Genomic DNA, 25,522 nt, shown 5'->3' on the forward strand with positions numbered 1-25,522 from the left:
GGCCGGCGTACGCGCGCCCTTTCACAACCGGTGCGCCGCTCCCGTGGGCGTGGCCCCCCGCGTGTCCAGCAGCAGCTGCGCCTTCACCGAGAGCCCCTGGAGGTCGTACGTCCGGTGGTGCTGGAGCAGGACCGTCAGGTCGGCGTCGGCGGCGGCCTCGTACAGGGAGTCCGCGCGCGGGACCGGGCGGTCCAGCACGTTCCAGGACGGCACGTACGGGTCGTGGTAGCTGACCGAGGCGCCGAACTCCATCAGCCGGACGGCGATCTCCTGAGCGGGCGCGCCCTGGAGGTCGGCGAGGTCGGGCTTGTAGGTGACGCCGAGGAGCAGGATGCGGGCCCCGCGCGCGGACTTGCCGTGTTCGTTGAGGAGCGTGGCGGCGCGCTGGACGACGTACCGGGGCATACGGCTGTTGACCTGCTGGGCCAGCTCCACCATGCGCAGGGTGCGGGTCGCGTGCCCGGTCAGGTCCTGCGGGACGCCGTGCCCGCCGACGCCCGGACCCGGCCGGAACGCCTGGAAGCCGAAGGGCTTGGTCTCCGCGCACCGGATGACGTCCCACAGGTCCACACCCAGCTCGTGGCAGAGGACGGCCATCTCGTTGACGAGCGCGATGTTGACATGCCGGAAGTTGGTCTCCAGCAATTGCACGGTCTCCGCCTCGCGCAGGCCACGCGCGCGTACCACCTTGTCGGTGAGCCGGCCGTAGAACGCGGCGGCGGACTCGGTGCAGGCGGAGGTGAGACCGCCGATGACCTTCGGGGTGCTGGCGGGGACGTGGTCGCGGTTGCCGGGGTCGACGCGGCTGGGGGAGTACGCGAGGTGGAAGTCGCGGCCGGCGCGCAGCCCCGAGCCCTTCTCCAGCAGCGGGCGCAGGAACTCCTCCGTCGTGCCCGGCAGCACGGGGGACTCCAGGATCACCGTGGTGTGCGGGCGGAGCCGTTCCGCCAGGGTGCGGGCCGCCGCCTCGACCTGGCCGAGGTCGAGTCCGCCGTCGGCGCCGCGCGGAGTGGGCGCGCAGATCACCGCCGTGCGGACGCGGCCGAGCTGGGCGGGGTCGGTGCCGGGCCGGAAGCCCGCGGTGTGCATCCGGCGCAGCTCTGCGGGGCTGAGCGGGCCGGCCTCGGGGCCGGTGGCGTAGCCGACGGTGGAGATTCCGGCGGAGACGGCGGCCCGGGCGAGCGGCAAGCCGTAGGGGCCGAGTCCGATGACGGCGAGGTCTGCGGGCATGCGTGGGCCGTCCTTCCCAGTAGCCGAAGCGGGACAGGTGCGCAACCGCTGTGGACAGCATGAGCGAGTGCACTGTCAGACTAGGTACACATATGACCGTTCTGTGTGATTGTGTTTGTGTGTCTTCCGAGGGTTGTGCGCGAGTTGTCCACAGGTTGGGAGCCCGTGGTGGCTGAAGTCGGGCATCCCGGTCAGAATTTGGGCATGAGGAGGGCCGGGCTTCGCCCATCGGGTGCGGCCGACGCGAGCGAGTCTGCGACAGCGGGAGGCAGCGGTGAGGACAGCGACTCTGGGGCCGACACAGCGCGCCGAGGCACTGGCGGCGATGGCGGAACGCGAGCTGGACGTGCTGGTGGTCGGCGGCGGAGTGGTCGGGGCCGGCACCGCGCTGGACGCGGTCACCCGCGGACTGTCCACCGGCCTCGTCGAGGCCCGCGACTGGGCGTCCGGCACCTCCAGCCGGTCCAGCAAGCTCATCCACGGCGGCCTGCGCTATCTGGAGATGCTCGACTTCGCCCTGGTCCGCGAGGCCCTCAAGGAGCGCGGCCTGCTCCTGGAGCGCCTCGCCCCGCACCTGGTCAAGCCGGTGCCGTTCCTGTACCCGCTCCAGCACAAGGGCTGGGAGCGGTGGTACGCCGGTTCGGGCGTCGCGTTGTACGACGCGATGTCCATGGCCCGCGGCCACGGCCGGGGTCTGCCCGTGCACCGCCATCTGACCCGCCGTCACGCCCTGCGCGTGGCCCCCTGTCTGAAGAAGGACGCCCTGGTCGGCGCCCTCCAGTACTACGACGCGCAGATGGACGACGCCCGCTTCGTGGCCACGTTGGTGCGCACGGCGGCCTCCTACGGCGCGAAGGTGGCCAACCGCGCGCGCGTGACCGGGTTCCTGCGCGAGGGCGAGCGGGTCGTCGGCGCCCGGGTGCAGGACGTGGAGGGCGGCGGGGAGTACGAGATCCGCGCCAAGCAGGTCGTCAACGCCACCGGCGTGTGGACCGACGACACGCAGGCGATGGTGGGGGAGCGCGGTCAGTTCCACGTCCGCGCCTCCAAGGGCATCCACCTGGTCGTGCCCAAGGACCGCATCCACTCCACCACCGGCCTGATCCTGCGCACCGAGAAGTCCGTCCTGTTCGTCATCCCGTGGGGCCGGCACTGGATCGTCGGGACCACCGACACCGGCTGGGACCTCGACAAGGCCCACCCGGCCGCGTCCAGCGCCGACATCGACTATCTGCTGGAACACGTGAACTCGGTGCTGGCCGTGCCGCTCAGCCGCGACGACGTCCAGGGGGTGTACGCCGGGCTGCGTCCGCTGCTGGCCGGCGAGTCCGACGCCACCAGCAAGCTGTCCCGCGAGCACACGGTCGCCCACCCGGCGCCGGGGCTGGTGGTCGTGGCGGGCGGCAAGTACACCACCTACCGCGTGATGGCCAAGGACGCCGTCGACGAGGCCGTCCACGGCCTCGACATGCGCGTCGCCGACTGCGTGACGGAGGAGACCCCGCTGCTCGGCGCGGAGGGCTACCAGGCGCTGTGGAACGCGCGAGCGCGGATCGCGGCACGCACCGGGCTGCACGTGGTCCGCGTGGAACACCTGCTGAACCGGTACGGCTCCCTGGCCGAGGAGGTCCTGGACCTCATCGCCGCCGACCCCGCGCTCGGTGAGCCGCTGCACGCCGCCGACGACTACCTGCGCGCCGAGGTGGTGTACGCCGCCTCGCACGAGGGCGCCCGGCACCTGGACGACGTCCTCACCCGCCGTACCCGCATCTCCATCGAGACCTTCGACCGGGGCACCCGCAGCGCCCGGGAGGCGGCCGAGCTGATGGCACCCGTCCTCGGCTGGGACAAGGACCAGATCGAGCGCGAGGTCGAGCACTACGAGAAGCGGGTGGAGGCCGAGCGCGAGTCCCAGCTCCAGCCGGACGACCAGACGGCGGACGCGGCGCGGCTGGGGGCACCGGACATCGTGCCGCGCTAGCAGCGGTTCTTGGTTCTTCTCCGCCGCGAACCGCACCGCGAACCTCACTCGCACGAGTGATCGCCGCCGGGATCTCCGGTGCGGCCCCGGTCGTTCTACGGGGTGCGAGGGCAGAACTCGGCGGCAAGCAGGGCCGGTTCCAGGCGAGGGTCCGCGTTCGCGTCCGTGTTCACCCGGAAGGTGAGGACACGGCGGCCGTCGGCGGTGGCCGCGCTGCGCACGTAGCTGCCGGATATCCGGCCGTTGTGCCCCCACACGGTGGTGCCGCACGGCAGCTTCACCGGAAACAGCCCCATGCCGTACGAGCCGTGTGCGGCGCGGGTGTCGAGCATCTCGCGCAGCCGGCGCGAGGGCAGCAGCCGGCCGCCCAGCAGTGCCCCGTAGAAGCGGTCCAGGTCGGCCAGTGTGGTCACCAGCTCACCCGCCGCGCCGGCCACGCGCGGGTCGAGCTCGGTGACGTCGGAGCCGTCGGCGGCGTAGGCACGGCCGTGCGGCGCGGGCAGTGACCTGCGGGACCCGGGAAAGGAGGTGCCCGTCAGACCCAGCGGAGCGATGATGCGGCGCTCGGCCTCGGAGGCGTAGGAGTGACCGGTGACCTGGCGGACGACCAGGCCGAGCAGGACGTAGTTGGTGCTGGAGTAGAAGTAGTGGCCCGGGCGGGCCGGAGGGAGGGCCAGAGCGATGCGTACGGCCTGAAACGGGGTCAGGGGCACGGTCCCCCGGGTGGCTTCGGTGAAGTCGGCCAGCCCGCTGGTGTGGGTGAGCAGGGCCCGCAGGGTGATGCGCCGGCCGTCGGTGCCGCGCCCGCGGAGCAGTCCCGGCAGGTGCCGCTCCACGGTGTCGGACAGGGAGAGCCGGTGTTCCGCGGCCAGCTGGAGGACGACCGTCGCGATGAAGGTCTTGGTGATGCTGCCGGCACGGAAGTGGTCGGCGCGGGCGATGCCCTGGCCGGCGGCGGTGTAGCGCAGGCGGGGCGCGTCCCCCTCGGTGTCCTGGGCCAGCAGGGCCGCGGCGGGTGCCCCGCCGTCGCTGACGAGCAGCGGCAGGACCGCTTCCACGGCCGCGGCCGGGGAGGTGTCCCGGGAGGCGACCGGGGCGAGCAGCAGCGCGAGTGACACCGGTATGGCCAGGACTGTCCGAAGCGTCGGCATGCCGGTTCCTCCCCTCTTACGACCCATCATCCCGGTAAGCGGAACGTCAGCTTCAAGGGGGCGTCCGAGGCGAGGAGTGGCCGTTTCGCCCAGGGGCACCCGGGGCGAGGGGCACTTGCCGGGTGAGGGACAATGGAGGCTCTGTCAGGGCGGGTTGTATGAGGGGACGCATGTCGGACGCGGAGCGGGCGGGGACACCCCGTCAGGAGACTCGTCAGGACAAGAACGAGCGGCGTCTCCTCGCGGGGCGGTACCGGCTGGGAGACGTGCTGGGCCGGGGCGGTATGGGCACGGTCTGGCGCGCCGAGGACGAGACCCTGGGCCGGACGGTCGCCGTCAAGGAGCTGCGGTTCCCGTCGAACATCGACGAGGAGGAGAAGCGGCGCCTGATCACGCGCACCCTGCGCGAGGCCAAGGCGATCGCCCGGATCCGCAACAACAGCGCGGTGACGGTCTTCGACGTGGTCGACGAGGACGACCGGCCCTGGATCGTCATGGAACTGGTCGAGGGCAAGTCCCTGGCCGAGGTCATCCGCGAGGACGGCCTGCTGGAGCCGAAGCGCGCCGCCGAGGTGGGTCTCGCCGTCCTCGACGTGCTGCGCTCCGCGCACCGCGAGGGCATACTGCACCGGGACGTGAAGCCGTCCAACGTGCTCATCGCCGAGGACGGCCGGGTCGTGCTCACCGACTTCGGCATCGCCCAGGTGGAGGGCGACCCGTCCATCACCTCCACCGGCATGCTCGTCGGCGCCCCCTCCTACATCTCCCCGGAGCGGGCCCGCGGCCACAAGCCGGGACCGGCGGCCGACCTGTGGTCGCTCGGCGGTCTGCTGTACGCGGCGGTCGAGGGTTCGCCGCCCTACGACAAGGGTTCGGCGATCGCCACGCTCACCGCGGTGATGACCGAGAACCTGGAGGAGCCGAAGCACGCGGGACCGCTGCGGGACGTCATCTACGGCCTGCTGACCAAGGACCCGGCCCAGCGGCTCGACGACGCCGGGGCCCGGGCCATGCTCCACGCGGTGATCAACGCGCCCGCGCCGGAGCCGATGGACGCCACGCGGGTGGTTCCGCTGCCGGCGCAGCCCGGCGGGCCGGAGGGCAAGCGGGGCGAGGAGGCCGGCGAGAAGCTGCGCGGCGCTCTGCGGTCGGTGCGCAAGGTGGCCGGGGCCGCCTCGGCCGCGGCGACGGCGCGGGGGAAGAGCGGCAGCGAGCCGTCCGCGCGGGACACGGGCGGCACCACGGGTGCCGGGGGTGCCGCCTCCGGTGGGGTGCGGCCGGGTTCCGCCGGTGGGGTGCGGCCGGGTTCCGTGGGCGGGCCGGGGGCCGGTGCCGCCGCGCGGCCGGGGGGCCCGGGGCCGGGTGCCGCCGGTATGCCGAACTCCAGCGCGAACAAGACGAGTTCCGGCTGGCCCGTGGTGCCGCCGCCGGACCTGGACCTGCAGCCGCGGCCGGTGCCGAGGGCCCCGCTGACCGATGTGGTGCCCAAGCGCACGCTGGTGGTCATCGCCGTGCTCGTCGCGCTCGCGGTGCTCGGGACCGTGCTGGCGTTCGCCCTCAGCGGCGGTGGCGGCAAGGACGGTAAGAACGGTGGGGCCAAGGCCGCGGCCAGTCCCAGCGCGTCCACCAAGCAGGACAAGGACACGGGCGGCGGCACGGGCAGCGGGGAGCGGACGGACGGCGCGAGTTCGGCGTCCGCCGGTACCCCCTCGGCGTCGGACACCGCGGCGGACCCCGACGCGAGCCGGTCCGCCGACGACTCCGCCGACTCCCACGGTTCCGGCTCCTCCGGTTCGAAGGACGGCGGGAGCGCGCCGGTCGTGACCACCCGCAAGGGCGGTCAGGGCTACTCGATAGGTCTGCCCAAGGGGTGGAGGTACCAGACCACCGTGGCCGCCGGCGACCGTTACACCGGACCCGACGGGCAGAAGCTGCTGGTCGGCTGGACCGGCACGCCCAAGGACGACCCGGTGGCGGACTGGGAGAACCAGGAGCGGTACATGGTGCGCTCCCACTACCAGAGGATCCGCATCGAGAAGGTGGGCTACCGCGGCTGGAACACCGCCGACTGGGAGTTCACCTACACCGAGGGCGGTACCAAGTACCGCTCGATCGACCGGGGTTTCGTGGTGAACGACCACCTCGGTTACGGGCTGATGTACACCGCGAAGGACGCCGGCTGGCACGGTGATCTGCGCGAGGACACGTGGAAGACGTTGACGAAGTCCTTCAAGCCGAAGTCGTAGGCGCTCAACACCGGTTTGGTGCGTGAGAATCCGTCATCCTCTCAATGCGGGTTGCCTCCGGCACGTATCGTGAAGGGTCGCGGACCGTACGCAGCCGCATGCGTGTGCGAAACGGGTCGTGAGGCGATCGGATGTGACCAACCGGGCGGCCGGGGGAGGCAAAGTGGACGACTACGCGGGTCGGGTGCTCGCCGACCGCTACCGCCTGCCACTGCCGCCGTCCGACGAGTACGAACTCACCGAGACGCGCGCCTTCGACACCTACAGCGGCCAGGAAGTCCTCGTCCGGCAGGTGCCGTTGCCGGAGGTCGTCGAGGCCGAGGTGATCGACGCCGAGGGACTGCCCGAGGGGTTCACCGCACGCGAACCCACCTCCCGCCGGGCGCCGCAGGCCAGGACCGCCACCCGGCAGCCCGCCGATCCGGCGGTCCGGCGCGCCGTCGAGGCCGCGCAGGCGGCGGCCCGCATTCCCGACCACCCCCGCCTGGACCAGGTCTTCGACGTGTTCGCCGAGGGCGGGTCCCTGTGGATCGTCAGCGAACTGGTGGCCGCGCGTCCCCTGTCCGCCCTGCTCACCGACAAGCCGCTGTCCCCGTACCGGGCGGCCGAGGTCGCCTCCGACGTGCTCATGGCGCTGCGGGTGCTGCACGCCCATGGCTGGGTGCACCGCAACATCACCGTCCGCACGGTCCTCGTCTGCGAAGACGGCCGCGTGATGCTGACCGGCCTCGCGGCCGGCGCGGCGGAGGAGGCGCTGTGCGGGTACGACCCGGTGCCGGCTCCGGAGGGCCCGGGAGAGGGCGCGGCGGAGGTGCCCGGCGCCGGGCCGGACGGGCGGACCGGACCGACAGGACCTGGTGCGGGCGGCGGCCCTCCAGGAGGTGATCCCGGCTCGGGAGCCGGGGCTTTCGCCGGCTCCGGCGGTCTTTCCGGGGGTGTGGCGGGTGACGCGGGGGCGGCCGGCGGGCCGAACGCGGACGCCGATCCCGAGGCCGCGCGGCGCGCCGCCATCCAGGCGCGGGCGGCCGGGGGACTGCCGGCTCCGGGCGTGAACGGGGTGTCCGGTGCGGCCGGGCAGCCGGCCCTGGAGACCGGTGCCGACGTCCGGGCCGCCCGGGCGGGGGCCATCGCGGCGTACCGGGCCGGTGCCCGTGCCGCTGCCCGGGTGCACGAGGTCCAGCAGAGCGGACCCCCCGCGCTGCCCGGCGCCCGTCCGCCCGCCGAGGACGACACCGGGGCCGGCCGGGCCGACGGCGCGGCACAGCCGTCGTACCCCTCGGAGGCGGGCACCGCGCCGCCGCCCGGCCGGACAGCCGACCCGTACGGGGTGCGCGGCGCCCCCTGGCACGGTGCCGCACCGCGCACCGGGTCCGGTGGCGCAGCCCCGGCCCTGGGCGGCGGTGCGCGGCGGCCGGGCCCGCCCGGACAGGTGCCGGGCCAGGGGCACGGCCCGGCGTCGCAGGACGCGGACAGCCGGCAGGCCCGCCCGCCGGCCGGACCCGGCCGGCAGGGTGCCCTGCCCGCCCACTCCGAACTCGCCCCCGTAGCGCTGCCCGCACCGTCCGGCGTCCGGTGGGACGAACCGGGTGCCGTGCGCCGTGGGCCCGGGACCCCGCTCGCCGCCGAGCGGGCGCGGCAGGTGCGGATGACCGTGGTGGGACCGGTGACCGAGCGGTGGGCGCCGGAGCAGGCCGGTCCCGTGCACGAGAACTGGCAGCTGGCGGCGCCGATCGGTCCCGCCACCGACCTGTGGGCGCTGGGCGCGCTGCTGTTCCGGGCCGTGCAGGGGCACGCACCGTACCCGGAGGAGTCGACGGCCGAGCTGGTGCAGCTGGTGTGCGCCGAGCCGCCCGCCTTCGCCGAGGAGTGCGGCCCGCTGCGGCCGGTCGTGGAGTCGCTGCTGCGTCAGGACCCCACCGAGCGGCCGGATGTCGAGGAGCTGAGCGGCTGGCTGCGTTCCCTGGTGCGGTCCGCGCCCGAGCCGGACGCCGGTACCCATGTCGTCCCCGTGCCGCCCGCCGATCCGCGCCGGCTGCCGATCGTCCGGCGCCGCGGTGAGCTGGTGCGCCGGCGGCGCGCCGGACTGCCCGCGGCCCATCCGCACGGCCGGCACAAGCGGGCCCGGGAGGGCACCGGTTCGCCGCGCAGCCTCGGCCGGACCCTGCTGGTGCTGATCCTGCTCCTGCTGGCCGGCGCGATCGCGTACGCGATGCTCTTCATGCCGAAGCAGGAGGGGAGCGGCGCCGCGAGCGGGGACCGTACCGGCAGCGCCGGGCGGACGGGCCCCGTGCCCACGCACACCCGGCAGCCCTCCACCGGGCAGAGCGCACCGGACGGCGGCGCCTCCGCGTCCGCGCCCGCGACCGAGACGCAGACCGGCGGGGACCCCGCCGTCCCCGACGGGTTCACGCTGCGCAAGGACCCGGACGGCTTCCAGGTGGCCGTCGCCAAGGGCTGGGAGCGCGCGGCGAAGAACGGCAGCGGCCAGGTGGTCTACGGCCACGGGAGCTTCGAGCTGATCGTCGTACCGGGCCGGGACGGCACGTCCGCCTACGGCAGCGATCCGATGGCCTACCAGCGGGACAAGGAGCGGGAACTCCAGCCGTACCGCGACTCCAGCTGGGCCACGGCGACCGGCCTGCGGACCATCGAGGTGGGCGGACGGACCATGGCCGAGGGGCAGTTCACCTGGACCGACGGACAGGGAAGAGACCTGTTCGTGCGGAACATGGCGGTGCTGCTGAACGGCCGCTACCACATCCTCCAGGTGCGTGGCCCGGACGCCGAACGGGACGAGGTGACACGGTTGTACGAGCAGGCGACGGCGACGTATCGCTACATCGGTTGAGCACCGTGTATGCGGGGGCGGGGCACGGCCGGCCGGTTCCCTCTCTCGCGCGGAAATGACCATCGTCACAGTGCGGTTTCCTTCGCACCCCGCTGGTTCCCTGTGCGCGGACCGGTCCTTAGTCTGACCCTGTCAAGAGCATTGCGGGGCAACGTGAATCAGATGCAGGGTCTGCTCATAGCAGGCCGCTACCGGCTCGCCGATTCCATCGGCAGCGGCGGCATGGGCCGGGTGTGGCGCGCCCACGACGAGGTGCTGCACCGAAAGGTCGCCATCAAGGAGTTGACCGCGGCGCTCTACGTCTCCGACAGCGATCAGGCCGTATTGCTCGCCCGTACCCGAGCCGAGGCGCGGGCCGCCGCGCGCATCAACCACTCCGCCGTCGTCACCGTGCACGACGTCCTCGAACACGACGGCCGCCCGTGGATCGTGATGGAACTGGTCGAGGGCTACTCGCTGGCCGACGCGGTCAAGGAGCGCGGGCGCGTCGAGCCCGAGGAGGCCGCGCGGATCGGGCTGTGGGTGCTGCGGGCGCTGCGCGCCGCGCACACCGCCGGTGTGCTGCACCGGGACGTCAAGCCCGGCAACGTACTGCTCGGCACCGACCGCCGGGTGCTGCTCACCGACTTCGGCATCGCCCAGATCGAGGGCGACACCACCATCACCCGCACCGGAGAGGTCGTCGGTTCCGTCGACTACCTGGCCCCCGAGCGGGTACGCGGCCACGACCCCGGCCCGTCCTCCGACCTGTGGGCACTCGGTGCCACGCTGTACACGGCGGTCGAAGGGCGCTCACCGTTCCGGCGCACCTCGCCGCTGACCACCATGCAGGCGATCGTCGAGGAGCACGTGAACGAGCCGCGCCACGCCGGTGCGCTCGAACCTGTCATCACCGCCCTGCTGCGCAAGGACCCGGCCCACCGGCCGGACGCGGGGGAGGCGGAGCAGATGCTCGCCGAGGCGGCGGAGGGCCGCCGGCCGCGCGCCGCGGAGGCGTTCATCCCGACCCAGGGCTCGGGCGGGCACACGGGCGGGGCCGGCAACTCCGGCCACGGAACGAGCGGTTATCCGACCGGTGGCACCGTCCCCGGGTTCCCCCCGGGCGCCGGCCGTCCCGGGACCGGGTCGACGGCGGTGGCGCCCATGCCCCCGGCCCCGGCGGGCGGCACCGCGCCGGCCCGGCCCCGGCGCCGGCTGCGCACGCTCGCGCTCGTCGTCGCCGCCGCGGCCGTGCTCGGCGGTGGCGCGGCGGTGGCCTTCCAGCACTGGGGCGACCGAGAGCAGGCCGGCGGCACGGGCGGGGGCGCGAACCCGGCCATCACGTCACCCTCCACGAACGGCGCCGCGCCGGGCACCGACGGCACGGTTCCCGCCTCGTGGCAGCGCTACGACGACGAATGGGGCTTCAGCATCTATCTGCCCAAGGGCTGGTCGCGGAAGGTCGTCGGCGTTCCCGGCGACCTCAGGCAGGTCGACTACACGCCCGACGGCGGCAAGCACTTCGTCCGTATCGCCGTCGACTCCTCACCGGACTTCAAGGACGCCTACTCGCACCAGTTCGACCTGGACGATCAGCTCAGGCGGCGGCTCGTCGACTACCACCGCGTCCGGCTGGAGAAGAACCTCTACCGCGACCTCGACGGCTCCGTCTGGGAGTACACCTGGACCGCGCAGCCCAAGGACACGCCCTTCCCCGGGCCGCGGCGTGCCGTCGAGGAGACGTACATGTCCCGGGACGGCGTCGAGTACGTGATCTATCTTTCGTCGCCCGCGGCGGACTGGGCGACGACGGGCAAGCAGTTCAAGGCGGTGCTTCAGGGCTGGCAGCAGCCGCGGTGAGACGGGCGGCCGGTCCCGGCTGCACACGCGGCCGGACACGGCGTCTTTTGAGGGCGTTCGAGCCGGCTGCTGATCGCCGCTCGGCAGGTGACCGGGTGCCTCCGGGCGGGCGACCGGATTTCGAGGAACCGGACGCCCTCTGCGGCATGATGGGCGCATGGGGACCGAGGGAGCCGGCTTCCGGCTGATCGCGGGCCGTTACCGCCTGGAAGAACGCGTCGGGCGCGGCGGCATGGGCGTCGTGTGGCGGGCGAGCGACCAGGTGCTGGGCCGTCAGGTGGCGGTCAAGGAACTCCTTCCGGACGACTCGCGCCCGGACGACGACGCGCACCGCCGCCGTGACCGTACGTTCCGCGAGGCCCGCGCGGTCTGTCAGTTGCGGCACCCGCACATCATCGTCGTGCACGACGTGGTGGAGCAGGACGAACGGCCGTACCTGGTGATGGAGTTGATCGACGGCGGTTCGCTCGCCGAGCGGATCGCCCGGCACGGCCCCGTCGACGCCGCCGAGGCCGCGCGGATCGGCATCGCCCTGCTGAGCGCGCTGCGCACCGCGCACGAGGCGGGCGTGCTGCACCGGGACATCAAGCCCGCGAACGTCCTGATCGAGTCCGACACCGACCGGGTCGTCCTCACCGACTTCGGAATCGCCCAGGTCGCGGGCGCGACCACGCTCACCGAGACCGGCTCCTTCGTCGGCTCGCCCGAGTACACCTCACCGGAGCGGATGTCCGGGCTGCGCACGGGGCCGGAGTCCGACCTGTGGTCGCTGGGCGCGCTGCTGTGCACGGCGCTCAGCGGCGAGTCACCGTTCCGGCGCGACTCGATCGGCGGCATCCTGCACGCCGTCGTCGCCGACGACATCCGACCGCCGGCCCAGGCCGAGCCGCTGCTGCCGGTGGTCCGGGGCCTGCTGGACCGCGACCCCGACCGGCGGCTGGGCGCGGCGGACGCCGAGTGGATGCTGCGGACGTACCTGGAGACGGGCCGGACACCGGACGCGCCGGCCGGCCAGGGCACAGCGGGACCGTACGGCGGCGGGCGCGCCCACCGGGCCGGCGGAGGCCGTACGCCGAAGACCCCGGAGCCCTACGTGCCGACCCAGCCGGACCTGCCCCACGGCGGACCACTGCCGGCCGCCGGCGCGCAGCCGCCCCCGGCCCGGTCGTCCCCGCGCGGGGTGCTGGTGGCGGCGCTCCTCGTCGCCGCGCTGGCCGGGGCGGGCGTGTCGGCCGCGGCCCTGCTGCTGCACCGGGACGGGGGCGGGGGCGGCGGCACCCCGGGCGGCACGGCGACGACCCCGGCGACCCGGACCGGCACGGGCCCCGAGGGTTCCCCGACGGCGACCGGGACACCGTCGCCGTCCACCCCCTTTCCCGGCAGCCCCTCGCCGGGCAGGCCCGGTTCCGGCACCCCCCGCCCGACCGGTGCCGCCTCGCACACCGCGCCCTCCGGCTACCGCACCGCACGGGACCCGGCCGGCTTCACCCTCGCCGTACCGGAGGACTTCACCCGCAGCCCGCAGGGCGAGCGCGTGTTCTACCTCTCGCCGGGGCAGACCTTCCGCCTGGGCATCAAGGTGAGCGCACCGCAACCGGGCGGCCCGCAGGGCGTGATGGACCGGTCCGCCGCCGACGGGGCGTCCACGAACCCCGGTTACCACGACGGACGGGTCACCCGGACCACGCACGGCGGGCACCGGGCCGCGCTCTGGGAGTTCACCTGGGACGGCTTCAGCACGGCGGAGGGCGCACGCCACACCTACGACCTGTGCTGGGAGGAGGACGGCCTGCTGTACGACGTCTGGGTGTCGGCGCCGGTGGGGAAGGTGCGGGAGGCACGGGAGTACTTCGACGTGGCGGTCGACACGTTCTCGGTCACGGGTGTGTGACCGGTTCGCCCTCTCTGTGGCTGCGGGCGCCGGGGGCGCGGTAGAGATGACGCATGAGCAGTGACGGGGGAGTCGGCCACGGGGCCGACGACACGACGAGTTTTGTGCTGCAACCGCCGAGACCGCGCCCCGGCCCGGACGGCGGGGCCCACGCGCTGCCGGGCCCGGCGGCGGCGGTGCCCTCGACCGCTCCGGGCGCCGGAGCCGCCCTCCCCGCCGCCGCGGACCCGGGCACGGGCCGGATCGTCGCGGGCCGCTACCGGCTGCTCGGCAAGCTGGGACACGGCGGGATGGGCACCGTATGGCGGGCCAAGGACGAGACGGTGGACCGTGAGGTCGCCGTCAAGGAACCGCGCGTACCGGACCATCTTCCCGAGCGCGAACAGGCCAACGCCTTTGAACGCATGCGCCGTGAGGCCCGCGCGGCGGCCCGTCTCGACCACCCCGCGGTGGTGAACGTGCACGACGTCGCGGTCGTCGACGGCCGGCCCTGGATCGTCATGGAGCTGGTGCACGGCCGCACGCTCGGCAGCGCGCTGCAGGACGGCACGCTGGACGCGCGGCAGGCGGCCCGGATCGGTCTGGAGGTCCTCGGCGCGCTGGAGGCGGCGCACGCCGCGGGTGTCCTGCACCGGGACGTCAAGCCCGACAACATCCTGCTCGGCCGGCACGACCGGGTGGTCCTCACGGACTTCGGCATCGCCTGGATCGAGGGGGATCCGCGGCTCACGGACACCGGCGGCTTCGTCGGCTCGCCCGAGTTCATCGCGCCGGAGCGGGTGCTCGGGCAGCGGCCCGGCCCGGCGAGCGACCTGTGGTCCCTGGGCGTGGTGCTGTACACGGCCACGGAGGGCGTGTCGCCGTTCCGCCGCAGCAACACGCCGGCCACCCTCCAGTCCGTCCTCAACGCCACCCCGGCGCCGCCCGCGTCCGCCTCCGGCCCGCTGGCCGAGGTCATCAACGGGCTGCTCCACAAGGACCCCGCGCACCGCCCGACGGCGAACCGGGTCCGCGCCCTGCTCCAGGAGGCCGCGAACCCCCCGGCGCCCCCGGCCCCGCTCCCCCCGACTCCGGTCTCCCAGACCCCGGTCCCCCAGGCTCTGGTCCTCCGGGATCCGACGTCCCAGGCCCCGGCATCAGCGCCCCCCACGGCGCCGTCCCCGGCCCAGGGCGGTCCGGCCGTCACCCGCTCCCGCCGCCGGCGCCGTATCGCCTGGCTCGGTGCCGGTGCGGCGGCGGTCGCGGCGGCCGTCACCGCGTACCTCGTCCTCGCCGCCCCCTCCGCGGGCCCGCTGCCCGACGGCTGGGCCAAGCGGCCGGAGAGCAGGCTCGGCGTCACCCTCGCCGTCCCCGCGAGCTATCAGGCCGCCCGGCCGGACAAGGACGACAGCGACCAGAACTGGGTGACGTACTGGGACTGGAGCGGGTCCCTCTGGATCCGCCTGCACCTGGCGCGCGGGTCGGAGGACTCCCTGGACCGGATCAAGTCCAGTGCGAGGGCCCAGATGTACGACGACAACGAGGAGTTCAAGAGCCAGGGCGACTACGACCTGCGGATGGGCAGGGCCACGAAGACGGTCCCGGACACGGAGGCCACCTACCACGGCCGGCAGGCCGCCGGGAACACGGTCGTCTATCCCGCGGACGACGAGCGCGACAGTCCTCGCGAGCTGCGGATCTTCTACTACCGCAGCGAGTCGGGCGACATGTACGAACTGGCCGTCGGATACCCGGCCAAGGGCGACTTCACCGCCCGCGGCCGGGAGGTGGCGAGGGCGGCGATCGCCAACCTGGAGATCACCAAGCCCTGAGCCCGGCCGCCCGCTTCGACAACGGCGCGGTGCGCACGGTACTCATGTGACATGACCGAAGACGGCGAACACCCGCCCGACGCACGTCTGATCGGCGGCCGTTACCGGTTGGCCGGACGCCTGGGGTCCGGGCCGACCGGGACCGTGTGGCGTGCCCGGGACGAGCAGGGGCACGGACCGGTCGCCGTCAAGGAGCCACTGCTGCCCGGCGATCCGGCCACCGACGAGGAGAGCCGGCGCGTCGCACACCGGCTTCACCACGAGGCCCGGGCCACCACCCTGGTGCGGCACCCCTCGGCCGTGACGGTGTACGACGTCGTCACCGAGGCCGGCGTCCCCTGGATCGTCATGGAGCTGGTGTCGGGCGAGTCCCTGCGCGAGGTGCTGCGGCGCGGGCCGCTGCCGGCCGCCGAGGCCGCGCGCATCGGGCTCGCCGTGCTCGGTGCGCTGCGCGCCGCCCACGCCGTCGGCATCGTGCACCGGGACGTCAAACCGGCCAATGTCCTGCTGGAGTCCGGCACCGGACGCGTCGTCCTCACCGACTTCGGCATCGGCGGCGGGCGCGCGCAGGAGGCGCCCGCCGGCTTCGTCGCCCCCGAACGAGCGGCGGGGCCCGGTGCCGGGCCGGCTTCCGACCTGTGGTCCCTGGGTGCGCTGCTGCGTACGGCCCTGGGTGACGCGGACCCCGGCTCGCTGGGTCCGCTCGGCCCGCTGCTGGACCGGCTGCTCGCGGAGGAACCGGCGGCCCGGCCGGACCCGCACGAGGTCACCGCCGTACTCGGCGACTACCTCGCCCGCACCGCCGACGCCGTACAGGACGCGCCGACGACGCGGGGGGAGACGGGGGAGACGGGGGAGCCGAGGGAGCCGGTGAAGCCGGGGGCCACGGTGGAGCCGGGGCAACCGATGGGGCCGTCGGATCGCGGGGAGCCGGTGGAGCCGGGGCGACCGATGGGGCCGTCGGATCGCGGGGATCCGGGGGAGCCGGGGGAGCCGGGGGAGCGGACCGAGCCGTCGGAGCCGGGGGGCGTGACGGGCGCGCGCCGTCGTACGCCCCTCGGCGCCCTCGGTCTGCTGCTCGCGAGAAAACCCGGAGTCGACTGATCGCCACCCCGCCAACGCCCTGATCAGCGCATTCTCTGCCAGTGATCACTGGCAGTGTGTGAGCACTCGGTGAATCCGCGTTACCGACGGGTACACAAAGCGGTGCGCCGCGGCATACCCTGCGCGTCATGACGGACACGCAGGCCCCGGACATCGCCGGCACCAACCCGCTCGCGCCCGCTCCCGAAGGCGCCCGCACCGCCGCCGACGTGGTCACCCCCGAACTGGTGGCCCAGCTCACCAAGGGCGTCGTCGGCTCCGGCCGCACCGCCAACCACACCCCGTTCAGCGGCGAGAAACTGGCCGACCTGCCCGAGTCCACCCCGGAGGACGTCCGCAAGGCGTTCGAGGTGGCCCGCGCCGCCCAGGCCGTGTGGGAGAGGACCCCGGTACGGCAGCGGGCCGCCGTCCTGCTCCGCTTTCACGACCTGGTGCTGGAGCGGCAGGCCGAAGTCCTGGACCTGATCCAGCTGGAGACCGGCAAGGCCCGCCTGCACGCGCACGAGGAGGTGCAGGCCGTCGCCGTCGCGGCCCGCCACTACGGCCGCCGGGCCGCGGCGTATCTGAAGCCCAAGCGGCACGCGGGCGCCGTGCCGACCCTGACGAAGGTCACCGAACTGCGGCACCCGCGCGGGGTCGTGGGCCAGATCGCCCCCTGGAACTACCCGCTGGAGCTGTCCGTAGGTGACGCCCTGCCCGCCTTCGTCGCGGGCAACGCGGTGGTGATGAAGCCGGACACGGAGACCTGCCTCACGGCACTGTGGGCGCGTGACCTGCTGATCGAGGCCGGACTGCCCGACGGGGTCTTCCAGGTCGTCCTCGGCGAGGGGCCGGTCGTCGGCCCGGAGCTGGTCAGGCACGCCGACTACGTCTCCTTCACCGGCTCCACCCGTACCGGCCGAGAGGTCGCCGTCGGCGCCGCCTCCCGGCTGGTCGGTGTCTCCCTCGAACTCGGCGGCAAGAACGCCATGCTCGTCCTGGAGGACGCCGACATCGAGAAGGCGGCCGCCGGAGCCGTCCGCGCCTGCTTCTCCTCGGCCGGCCAACTGTGCATCTCCATCGAGCGGTTGTACGTCCACGAGTCCGTCGCCGACGCCTTCCTGGAACGGTTCGCCGCCCGCACCAGGGCCATGCGGCTCGGCAACTCCCTGGCCTACGGCGCCGACATGGGCTCGCTGGTCGGCGAACGCCAGCTCGAGACCGTCGAACGGCATGTGCGGGAGGCCGTCGCCAAGGGCGCGAAGGTGATAGCGGGCGGGGTGGCCCGCCCCGACATCGGTCCCTACTTCTTCGAGCCCACCATCCTGGACGGCGTCGAGAGCTCCATGGCCGTCTGCGAGGAGGAGACCTTCGGCCCGGTCGTCTCGGTCTACCGCTTCAAGAGCGACGAGGAGGCCGTCGAGCGTGCCAACGCCACGCCGTACGGTCTGAACGCGTCCGTGTGGACGAAGAGCGCCCGCCGCGGCCAGGAGGTCGCCGGCCGCCTGCGCACCGGAACGGTCAACGTCAACGAGGGTTACGCGCCCGCCTACGGCAGCGTCCAGTCCCCGATGGGCGGCATGAAGGACTCCGGCCTCGGCCGCCGCCACGGCTCCGAGGGCATCCTCAAGTACACGGAGGCCCAGACGGTGGCCCGGCAGCGGCTGCTGCCGATGGCGCCGTCGCTGGGCATGGACGACGAGCGGTACGCGGCGTTCATGAGCCGCAGTCTCCGCCTGATGAAGGCATTCCGGTTCCGCTAGACCACCCGTTCTCAACGAGGAGAGCACGTGTCGCAGGAGAAGTCTGTCCAGGCCCGGGACGAGGACGGGTACGACTACGACGTCATCGTCGTCGGGTCGGGGTTCGGCGGTTCGGTCACAGCCCTGCGCCTCACCGAAAAGGGATACCGGGTAGGCGTTCTCGAAGCCGGCCGCCGCTTCACCCGTGACGCGCTGCCGAGGAACTCCTGGGACCTGAAGAACTATCTCTGGGCCCCGAAACTCGGCATGTACGGCATCCAGCGCATCCACCTGCTGGGCAACGTGATGGTGCTGGCAGGCGCGGGCGTCGGCGGTGGCTCGCTCAACTACGCCAACACCCTCTACATACCGCCGAAGGCGTTCTTCGATGACGCCCAGTGGCGGCACATCACCGACTGGCAGGAGGAGTTGAAGCCGTACTACGACCAGGCCCAGCGCATGCTCGGCGTCCGGCTCAACCCCACGATGACCCCCTCGGACGTCCATCTGAAGGCGGCGGCCCAGCGGATGGGGGTCGGCGACACCTTCCACCTGGCGCCGGTCGGCGTGTTCTTCGGCGACGGCAAGGACGCCGACGGCAAGGCGAAGGCCCGCCCCGGCGAGCAGGTGAACGACCCGTACTTCGGCGGGGCCGGCCCGGACCGGAAGGCGTGCACCGAGTGCGGCGAGTGCATGACCGGCTGCCGGCACGGCGCGAAGAACACCCTCAACGAGAACTACCTCTACCTCGCGGAGAAGGCGGGTGCGGTCGTCCACCCCATGACGACGGTCGTGTCCGTCACGGACGACTCGCGGGGCGGGTACGCGGTGGCGACCCTGCCCACGGACCGGAAGAAGAAGGGCGAGGGCCGGCTCCTCACCGCCCGCAGGGTCGTCCTCGCGGCCGGTACCTACGGCACCCAGACCCTGCTGCACCGCATGAAGGCGAGCGGGCGGCTGCCGTACCTGTCGAACCGGCTGGGCGACCTGACTCGTACCAACTCCGAGGCCCTGGTCGGCGCGCAGACCGACAACCGCCGTTACCGCATGGCGACCGGCGAGCCGAGGGCCGACTTCACCCGGGGCGTCGCCATCACGTCCTCGATCCACCCCGACGAGAACACCCACATCGAACCGGTCCGCTACGGCAAGGGCTCCAACTCGATGGGTGGCCTGTCGATCCTCCAGGTGCCGTACGCGGAAGGCTCCTCGCGGGTGCTCGCCTGGCTGGCGAACGCGGCCCGGCACCCGATGCTGGTCGCCCGCTCCCTGTCCAACCGGCGCTGGTCGGAGCGGACCATCATCGGCCTCGTCATGCAGTCCCTGGACAACTCGCTGACGACGTATCTGAAGCCCGGTGGCGTCGGCAAGGGCCTGCTCACCGCCCGGCAGGGGCACGGCTCCCCGAACCCCAAGCAGATCAGGTCCGCCACCGAGGCCGCCTCCGCTCTCGCCGCCGAGATCAACGGCTTCGCCGGCAGCAACGTCGGGGAGTTGATGGGCACCCCGCTCACCGCGCACTTCCTCGGCGGCTGCCCCATCGGCGACTCCCCGGAGACGGGCGTGATCGATCCGTACCACCGGCTCTACGGCCACCCCGGCATCTCGGTCGTGGACGGCGCCGCGGTCTCGGCGAACCTGGGCGTGAACCCCTCGCTGACGATCACCGCGCAGGCCGAGCGGGCGATGTCGTTCTGGCCGAACAAGGGTGAGGAGGACCCGCGGCCGGCGCCGGGAGTGGCGTACGAGCGGCTGAAGCCGGTGGAGCCGCAGGCCCCGGTGGTCCCCGCGGAGGCGTTCGGCGCGCTGCGGCTGCCCTTCCTGGGGATGCCGGCGGTACCGCCGAAGAAGTGACCCGAACGGCACAGAGGGACCTGCATCCCCCTCCGAAGGCAGGTCCCTCTCGCCGTTTCTTGATCCGGCAGGTTTGATCGGCGATAAGCGAGAAGGGTTGCTTCGAAGGCCCGCGGTTTTCGTATGACGTGGGTCACATGCCGGTCGCCCGACCGCCTGCTGACATGAGGCGCCCGCCCGGTGGCGGACACGGGGTGCCCGACCGACGGCGGACACGGAAGTGCCTGGTCCGCCGCGGACAGGGGACGCCCGGCCGCCTGCGGGCATGACGAAGGGCCCCGCGGGACGGAGGGGCCGCGGGGCCCTTCTTGCGGTCAGCACCGGCGTCAGGGCAGCGCCGGTGCCGGGGAGCGGCGCCGGGGGGTCGCGCCGCCTGTTCCTGTGCCCTGTGGCCTGTCTGCAGTTTTCCGCCGGCCGGCCCCAGGCGTCCCCGGAGCCGGCCGTTCTCTTGGGTGACCGGGCTGCTGTCCCCTGCCGTCCGGTCACTTTCCCGGAGCGAGGTCCCACGACGTACGGCACGACCCGTACGTCTCATCGCTCCGGTGAGCCACGCGTGGTTCTTTCGGGCCCGCCCCTGGCTGACACGGACATCCCCCTCAACGAAGCGGTGTGCGGACCGGTCACGCGCCGTACGGGTGAGAGCGGGGCCGAACTCAGATGCGACCCCGGCACAGCTCCAGCAGGGTCATCGCGAGGGCAGTGCCGGGCTTGCCGAGGGCGTCCCGGTAGTGGCCGAGGATCTCCATCTCACGCGAGAGGTGCACCCGCCGCCCGCCGGAGGCGATCCGGGTCTGCTGGACGACGGCGGAGACGGCCATCCGTTCCTGGACGAGGCCGATGATCCGGTCGTCGAGCGCGTCGATGCGCTCCCGCGCGCCGGCGATGGCCGCTTCCGGGGTGGCGGTCGTCTCCGGGGTGGCGGTCGCTTCCGCGGGGGCGGTCGTTGCCGCGGTGGTGGTGGTCACGTCGGGCTCCTCGGTCGGGAAGTGTGGATGCCCTGGAACGAACAGAACCCGGAGAACGACAGGCGCCCCGGGCCTTGTCGGCCCGGGGCGCCTGGGAAGTCGCTTGGCGTCAGCTCAAGCGGCACGACCATGGCAGCCGGCGGGCCGGATGCCATAGGTAAAGACGAAGGTCGTGTGCTGAAGCATGCGGCCAGTATGCCACGGCCCGTACAGGGGAACCCTTCCCGCCCTCCCGTTAGACTCGGTAGCACAGACCCCCGCCCGACCACCAGAAGGCACCCCGTGTCATCAGCGACTCCCACTGCCGGCACCACCGACACCGTCCTGGTCGTCGACTTCGGTGCGCAGTACGCCCAGCTCATCGCCCGTCGCGTCCGCGAGGCGCGGGTCTACAGCGAGATCGTGCCGAGCACCATGCCGGTCCAGGAGATGCTCGCCAAGAACCCCGCGGCGATCATCCTCTCCGGAGGCCCCTCGTCGGTGTACGAGGAGGGTGCCCCCCGCCTCGACAGCCAGCTCTTCGAGGCCGGCGTCCCCGTCTTCGGCATGTGCTACGGCTTCCAGCTGATGGCGCAGGCCCTCGGTGGGACCGTCGACAACACCGGGTCGCGCGAGTACGGCCGCACCGATCTGCACGTGTCCAGGAACTCCTCGACCCTCTTCGAGGGCACCCCGGACGAGCAGCACGTGTGGATGTCGCACGGCGACGCCTGCTCCGCGGCCCCCGAGGGCTTCACGGTCACCGCCTCCACGGACGTTGTCCCGGTCGCCGCCTTCGAGAACGACGAGAAGAAGCTCTACGGCGTCCAGTACCACCCCGAGGTCATGCACTCCACGCACGGTCAGCAGGTGCTGGAGCACTTCCTCTACCGCGGTGCCGGCCTGAGCCCCGACTGGACCACCGGCAATGTGATCGAGGAGCAGGTCGAGGCCATCCGCGAGCTGGTCGGCGACAAGCGCGCGATCTGCGGTCTGTCCGGCGGTGTGGATTCCGCCGTCGCGGCCGCCCTGGTGCAGAAGGCCATCGGCTCGCAGCTGACCTGCGTGTACGTCGACCACGGACTGATGCGCAAGGGTGAGACCGAGCAGGTCGAGAAGGACTTCGTCGCGGCCACCGGGGTGCAGCTGAAGGTCGTCGACGCCGAGGAGCGTTTCCTGAACGCCCTCAAGGGCGTGTCGGACCCCGAGGAGAAGCGCAAGATCATCGGCCGCGAGTTCATCCGCGTCTTCGAGCAGGCGCAGGCCGAGATCATCGCCGATGAGGGCCCGGCCGTGGAGTTCCTGGTCCAGGGCACCCTCTACCCGGACGTCGTCGAGTCCGGCGGCGGCACCGGCACCGCGAACATCAAGTCGCACCACAACGTCGGCGGCCTGCCCGAGGACCTCGAGTTCAAGCTGATCGAGCCGCTGCGCAAGCTGTTCAAGGACGAGGTCCGCATGGTCGGCCAGGAGCTGGGCCTGCCGGAGGAGATCGTCCAGCGCCAGCCGTTCCCCGGCCCGGGTCTCGGCATCCGCATCGTCGGCGAGGTGACGAAGGAGCGGCTCGACCTGCTGCGCGAGGCCGACGCCATCGCCCGTGAGGAGCTGACCGCGAGCGGCCTGGACCGCGACATCTGGCAGTGCCCGGTGGTCCTGCTCGCGGACGTCCGCTCCGTGGGCGTCCAGGGTGACGGCCGCACCTACGGCCACCCGATCGTGCTGCGCCCGGTCTCCTCCGAGGACGCCATGACCGCCGACTGGTCCCGGCTGCCGTACGACGTCCTCGCCCGCATCTCCACCCGGATCACCAACGAGGTCCGGGACGTCAACCGCGTCGTGCTCGACGTGACGTCGAAGCCGCCGGGCACGATCGAGTGGGAGTAGTCCTCCCCAGGGTCTTTCGTTCGGATCAGGCCGGATCAGGGCACGGCGCCAGACTCCACGAGCCCGGCATGATCCAAGCGAGCGGCCCTAGGTCCGCCTGAGAGCGCGCACCGGCTCTCCGGGCTTCCAGACCTGGACGACCAGATAGCGGTCGTCCTCGACGCGGGTCCGTACGACCTCCGTCAGCTCGGTGCGGAAGAGGTGGAACGGCTGCGGCGGTTCCACCTCTTCCACATACGCCGACCTGGCCGTGCCCTCGCCGACCTCGAACGCCCGCCCGCTGATCCGGACGTCACCCCCGTTCATGTCCGTGCCGTCGCCGGGGTTGGCCTGGAGGGTGAAGCGCGGGTCGCGGCGCAGGTCGAGGGCTTTGAGCGAACCCGGCATCATGCCGAGCCACAACTCCCCGTCCAGGAAGCGCACCTCCAGGCCGGAGGTGCGCGGTGAGCCGTCCGCGCGCAGGGTCGCCAGGACATGGTGCCGGTACGCGCCGAAGCGCTCCTCGGTGATCTTCGCCAGCTCGGGTGCGGCGGTGCTGAAGTCTGCCCAGTTCATACGGCTCAGTCTCACCGGGAAACCCGACACCTCCTGTCGGGTATGCGCTGCGTACGGCATCTTTACAAAACGGCTCTGCCCTTTTGCGCCGCCTGGCGGTACGTTCCGGCCCGTACCGCAATCCCAGGACGGGAGGATCTATGCACGGGCCCACCCCGCCCCTGCCGCTGCCCACCGGCCGGCTGCAGTTCGCCATGCCGCCGATGCACGAGTCGGCCGAGGACGAGCGCCGGCACCGCAAGGAACGGCTCGCGGGCGCCCTGCGGATCTTCGGGCGGGCGGGATTCGAGGACGGGGTCTCGGGGCACATCACGGCCCGGGACCCGGAATTCACCGACTGCTTCTGGGTCAACCCGTTCGGGATGCCCTTCAAGCACGTCACGGTCGGTGATCTCGTCCTCGCCAACCAGGACGGGCAGGTCGTCGAGGGCCGTTACCACGTCAACCAGGCCGCGTTCACCGTGCACGCCCAGGTGCACGCCGCCCGCCCCGACGTCGTCGCCGTCGCCCACTGCCACTCCGTGCACGGCCGTGCCCTCGCCGCCCTCGGCGACCTCATCGACCCCATCACCCAGGAGAGCTGCGCCTTCTACGAGGACCTCGCCCTCTACGACGCCTACACCGGCGTCACCGTCGACGCCGAGGAGGGCCGCCGGATCGCCGGCGCGCTGGGCTCCTGCAAGGCGCTCGTGCTGCGCAACCACGGGCTGCTCACCGTAGGGGACTCGGTGGACGCGGCCGCCTGGTGGTTTTTGTCCCTGGACCGGTCCTGCCAGGTCCAGCTGCTGGCGAAGGCAGCCGGCCGACCGGTGCTCATCGACCACAAGGCGGCCGCCGCCACCCGCGAACAGCTCGGCGGCGACCTGGTGGCCTGGATCAACTACCAGCCGTTGTGGCAGGACATCAGCCGCAGCGAACCGGACCTGCTGAGCTGAGGCCGCAGCGGCCCGCAGCCCCCGCACGTCCCGCGCCGCCGTCCACCCGGGCCGGAATGTGCGCAGCCGGGTCAACACGGCGGCCCCGGCTTCACCCGCGGTGACCCTGCCCGGCCGCCCCAAAGGCGCTCCGGGGTAGGGCACAATTCGCTGACATGACCGGGGAGTTGTCCGACCGTCACACGCGTCGTGCGTGCCGGCGGCAGGGGCGGCAGGCGGTGGGGAAGGCGGGCGTCGGGCGTGGCGGTGCAGGAGGCGAGGGGGGACACGGGTGCCGGGGGCGTCCACGACGGTGGCTGCACCTGCGGGGACTGCCCGCACGGCGCCCGGGAGGGGCACCGGCGGGCCGTCGCCGCGTTCCTGCGCCGGCGTGACGAGTTCGCCGCCGGACACGGGCTGCCCACGGGCGTGGCGCACTCCGCCTCGGCGTCCCGGCAGTGGGTGTCCGAGCAACTGACCCAGCGGGCCGAGGCCGTCGCTGAACAGGGCCGGGCCGAGGGCGCGGTCCGGCTCGCCCGGCTGTGGCTGCGGACGGTGTGCGGGGTGTGGAGCGCGGTCACCGTGCTGCTGCTCATCGAGGCGTTCACCGCGATCGGCGCGGGCTGGACCGGCGCCCGCACCGCGGCCCTGCTCGCCGCGCTCACCGTGGCCGGTGCCCTGACCACCGCCTGCTTCCTCCACCGGACGCGCGGCGGAGCGCTCGCGCCGGTGATCGGCGAGGACAATCGCATCTCCACCTCCCGTACCGTCGCCGCCTGCTGGGTGCTGTTCGTCGGTTACGCGATCCTGCTGCTGGCCGCCCGCCTCGCCGCCGCCTCCGACCACGCCGAACGCGACGCGCTGATCGCCGGCCTCGACCTGGCGCGCGGCGCGGGCGTGGTGACCGTCCTCGCCGTGGTGTGCGGCATCGCCGTCCTGGTCCGCCGGGTGGTGGGCCTGCGCATCCTCGCCCAGCGGCTGCAGAAGGTGCCGGCCCACCGCCCGCGCGCCGCCGACCTGCTCACCGACGACTCCGGCCGGGGCGCCTTCGCCGACATCCAGTACGTCGCCATCAGCGGTGTGGCCCTGCTCTTCGCCGCCGTGCGGCTGGCCCGCCGCCCGGACCAGCTGCCCGACCTGCCCTGGGGTCTGGGCGTGGTCGTGCTGATCTCGGCCGCGACCTATCTGGCCGGCAAGTACGCCGAGGGCGGCCGGCCGGTGATCCTCTCGGTGGTCCGTGCCCGCGAGCCCGGTGACCTGGACGGCCCGGTGCGCACCGGCGACGACATCGAGATCCGCGGCACCGGCTTCGTCCCGCCGGGCGCCCAGACGGCCGACCGGCTCTCCCGGATGGTCGTCCGCATCGGCGCGGTCGACGTCCACGTCCCCCTCGTCCCCGTCACGGGCGGTTTCCGCAACCCCACCGACAACGCACTGACCGTGCCCGTACCCGCGGACGTGGAGCCCGGTGCGGTGGACGTCCAGGTGGTGACCGCGGCCGGCGTGGCGACCAACCGCTACCCGCTCCATGTGACGGAGTGATCCCGGC

The 25,522-nt window shown here is 73.1% G+C and carries 16 protein-coding genes; 12 read left to right on the plus strand and 4 right to left on the minus strand.

The window, feature by feature from the left end; genetic code table 11:
* Positions 1–21: 21 nt before the first annotated feature.
* Positions 22–1,230 carry a nucleotide sugar dehydrogenase gene (locus ACIGYR_RS25290; protein ID WP_399596994.1) on the minus strand — a complete coding sequence of 403 codons (1,209 nt, stop codon included), beginning with the start codon at positions 1,228–1,230 and terminating at the stop codon, positions 22–24.
* A gap of 274 nt (positions 1,231–1,504) precedes the next feature.
* On the opposite strand from ACIGYR_RS25290, the gene ACIGYR_RS25295 reads away from it, so the two are divergent.
* Positions 1,505–3,211 (plus strand): glycerol-3-phosphate dehydrogenase/oxidase, encoded by a 1,707-nt coding sequence (locus ACIGYR_RS25295; RefSeq protein WP_399596996.1) that lies wholly within the window; start codon positions 1,505–1,507, stop codon positions 3,209–3,211.
* A 95-nt stretch (positions 3,212–3,306) separates the two neighbouring features.
* Here ACIGYR_RS25295 and ACIGYR_RS25300 read toward each other — a convergent pair whose 3' ends face one another.
* Entirely contained in the window at positions 3,307–4,362 is a 1,056-nt protein-coding gene (locus ACIGYR_RS25300) for a serine hydrolase domain-containing protein (protein ID WP_391839885.1), read from the minus strand.
* Between the two features lie 170 nt (positions 4,363–4,532).
* On the opposite strand from ACIGYR_RS25300, the gene ACIGYR_RS25305 reads away from it, so the two are divergent.
* The 8 genes from ACIGYR_RS25305 to ACIGYR_RS25340 all read left to right on the plus strand — a co-directional run bounded on the left by ACIGYR_RS25305 (position 4,533) and on the right by ACIGYR_RS25340 (position 19,676).
* Positions 4,533–6,608: a serine/threonine-protein kinase gene (locus ACIGYR_RS25305; RefSeq protein ID WP_399596998.1), complete on the plus strand. Its 2,076-nt coding sequence runs from the start codon at positions 4,533–4,535 to the stop codon at positions 6,606–6,608.
* 163 nt (positions 6,609–6,771) lie between these two features.
* On the plus strand, positions 6,772–9,456 hold the full coding sequence (locus tag ACIGYR_RS25310; protein WP_399597000.1) for a protein kinase: 2,685 nt from the start codon (positions 6,772–6,774) through the stop codon (positions 9,454–9,456).
* Positions 9,457–9,618: 162 nt separating this feature from the next.
* Positions 9,619–11,295, plus strand: coding sequence for a serine/threonine-protein kinase (locus ACIGYR_RS25315; RefSeq protein WP_399597003.1), 1,677 nt, complete (start codon positions 9,619–9,621; stop codon positions 11,293–11,295).
* 157 nt (positions 11,296–11,452) lie between these two features.
* The gene (locus ACIGYR_RS25320) at positions 11,453–13,186 is read left to right on the plus strand and encodes a serine/threonine-protein kinase (protein ID WP_399597007.1); all 1,734 of its coding nucleotides are present in this window, start codon (positions 11,453–11,455) and stop codon (positions 13,184–13,186) included.
* Positions 13,187–13,239: 53 nt separating this feature from the next.
* Positions 13,240–14,997, plus strand: a complete 1,758-nt coding sequence (locus tag ACIGYR_RS25325; RefSeq protein ID WP_399597009.1) for a serine/threonine-protein kinase — start codon at positions 13,240–13,242, stop codon at positions 14,995–14,997.
* Between the two features lie 51 nt (positions 14,998–15,048).
* Positions 15,049–16,101, plus strand: a complete 1,053-nt coding sequence (locus ACIGYR_RS25330; protein WP_399597012.1) for a protein kinase — start codon at positions 15,049–15,051, stop codon at positions 16,099–16,101.
* Positions 16,102–16,229: 128 nt separating this feature from the next.
* Positions 16,230–17,843 carry a succinic semialdehyde dehydrogenase gene (locus tag ACIGYR_RS25335; RefSeq protein WP_399597015.1) on the plus strand — a complete coding sequence of 538 codons (1,614 nt, stop codon included), beginning with the start codon at positions 16,230–16,232 and terminating at the stop codon, positions 17,841–17,843.
* A 27-nt stretch (positions 17,844–17,870) separates the two neighbouring features.
* Complete coding sequence (locus tag ACIGYR_RS25340; protein WP_391839900.1) at positions 17,871–19,676, plus strand: GMC family oxidoreductase N-terminal domain-containing protein; 1,806 nt, start codon at positions 17,871–17,873, stop codon at positions 19,674–19,676.
* A gap of 653 nt (positions 19,677–20,329) precedes the next feature.
* Here ACIGYR_RS25340 and ACIGYR_RS25345 read toward each other — a convergent pair.
* Positions 20,330–20,641: a chorismate mutase gene (locus tag ACIGYR_RS25345; RefSeq protein ID WP_391839902.1), complete on the minus strand. Its 312-nt coding sequence runs from the start codon at positions 20,639–20,641 to the stop codon at positions 20,330–20,332.
* 282 nt (positions 20,642–20,923) lie between these two features.
* On the opposite strand from ACIGYR_RS25345, the gene guaA reads away from it, so the two are divergent.
* Positions 20,924–22,504, plus strand: a complete 1,581-nt coding sequence (guaA, locus tag ACIGYR_RS25350; protein WP_391839904.1) for a glutamine-hydrolyzing GMP synthase — start codon at positions 20,924–20,926, stop codon at positions 22,502–22,504.
* An 87-nt stretch (positions 22,505–22,591) separates the two neighbouring features.
* On the opposite strand, the gene ACIGYR_RS25355 is transcribed toward guaA, so the two are convergent.
* Complete coding sequence (locus tag ACIGYR_RS25355) at positions 22,592–23,059, minus strand: pyridoxamine 5'-phosphate oxidase family protein (RefSeq protein ID WP_399597021.1); 468 nt, start codon at positions 23,057–23,059, stop codon at positions 22,592–22,594.
* A 140-nt stretch (positions 23,060–23,199) separates the two neighbouring features.
* On the opposite strand from ACIGYR_RS25355, the gene ACIGYR_RS25360 reads away from it, so the two are divergent.
* On the plus strand, positions 23,200–23,994 hold the full coding sequence (locus ACIGYR_RS25360; RefSeq protein WP_399597024.1) for a class II aldolase/adducin family protein: 795 nt from the start codon (positions 23,200–23,202) through the stop codon (positions 23,992–23,994).
* A gap of 240 nt (positions 23,995–24,234) precedes the next feature.
* Positions 24,235–25,515, plus strand: coding sequence for a hypothetical protein (locus tag ACIGYR_RS25365; RefSeq protein ID WP_399597027.1), 1,281 nt, complete (start codon positions 24,235–24,237; stop codon positions 25,513–25,515).
* Positions 25,516–25,522: the final 7 nt, after the last annotated feature.

Origin of the sequence: Streptomyces sp. NPDC053076 (assembly GCF_044546845.1) — a bacterium.
GTDB lineage: Bacteria > Actinomycetota > Actinomycetes > Streptomycetales > Streptomycetaceae > Streptomyces.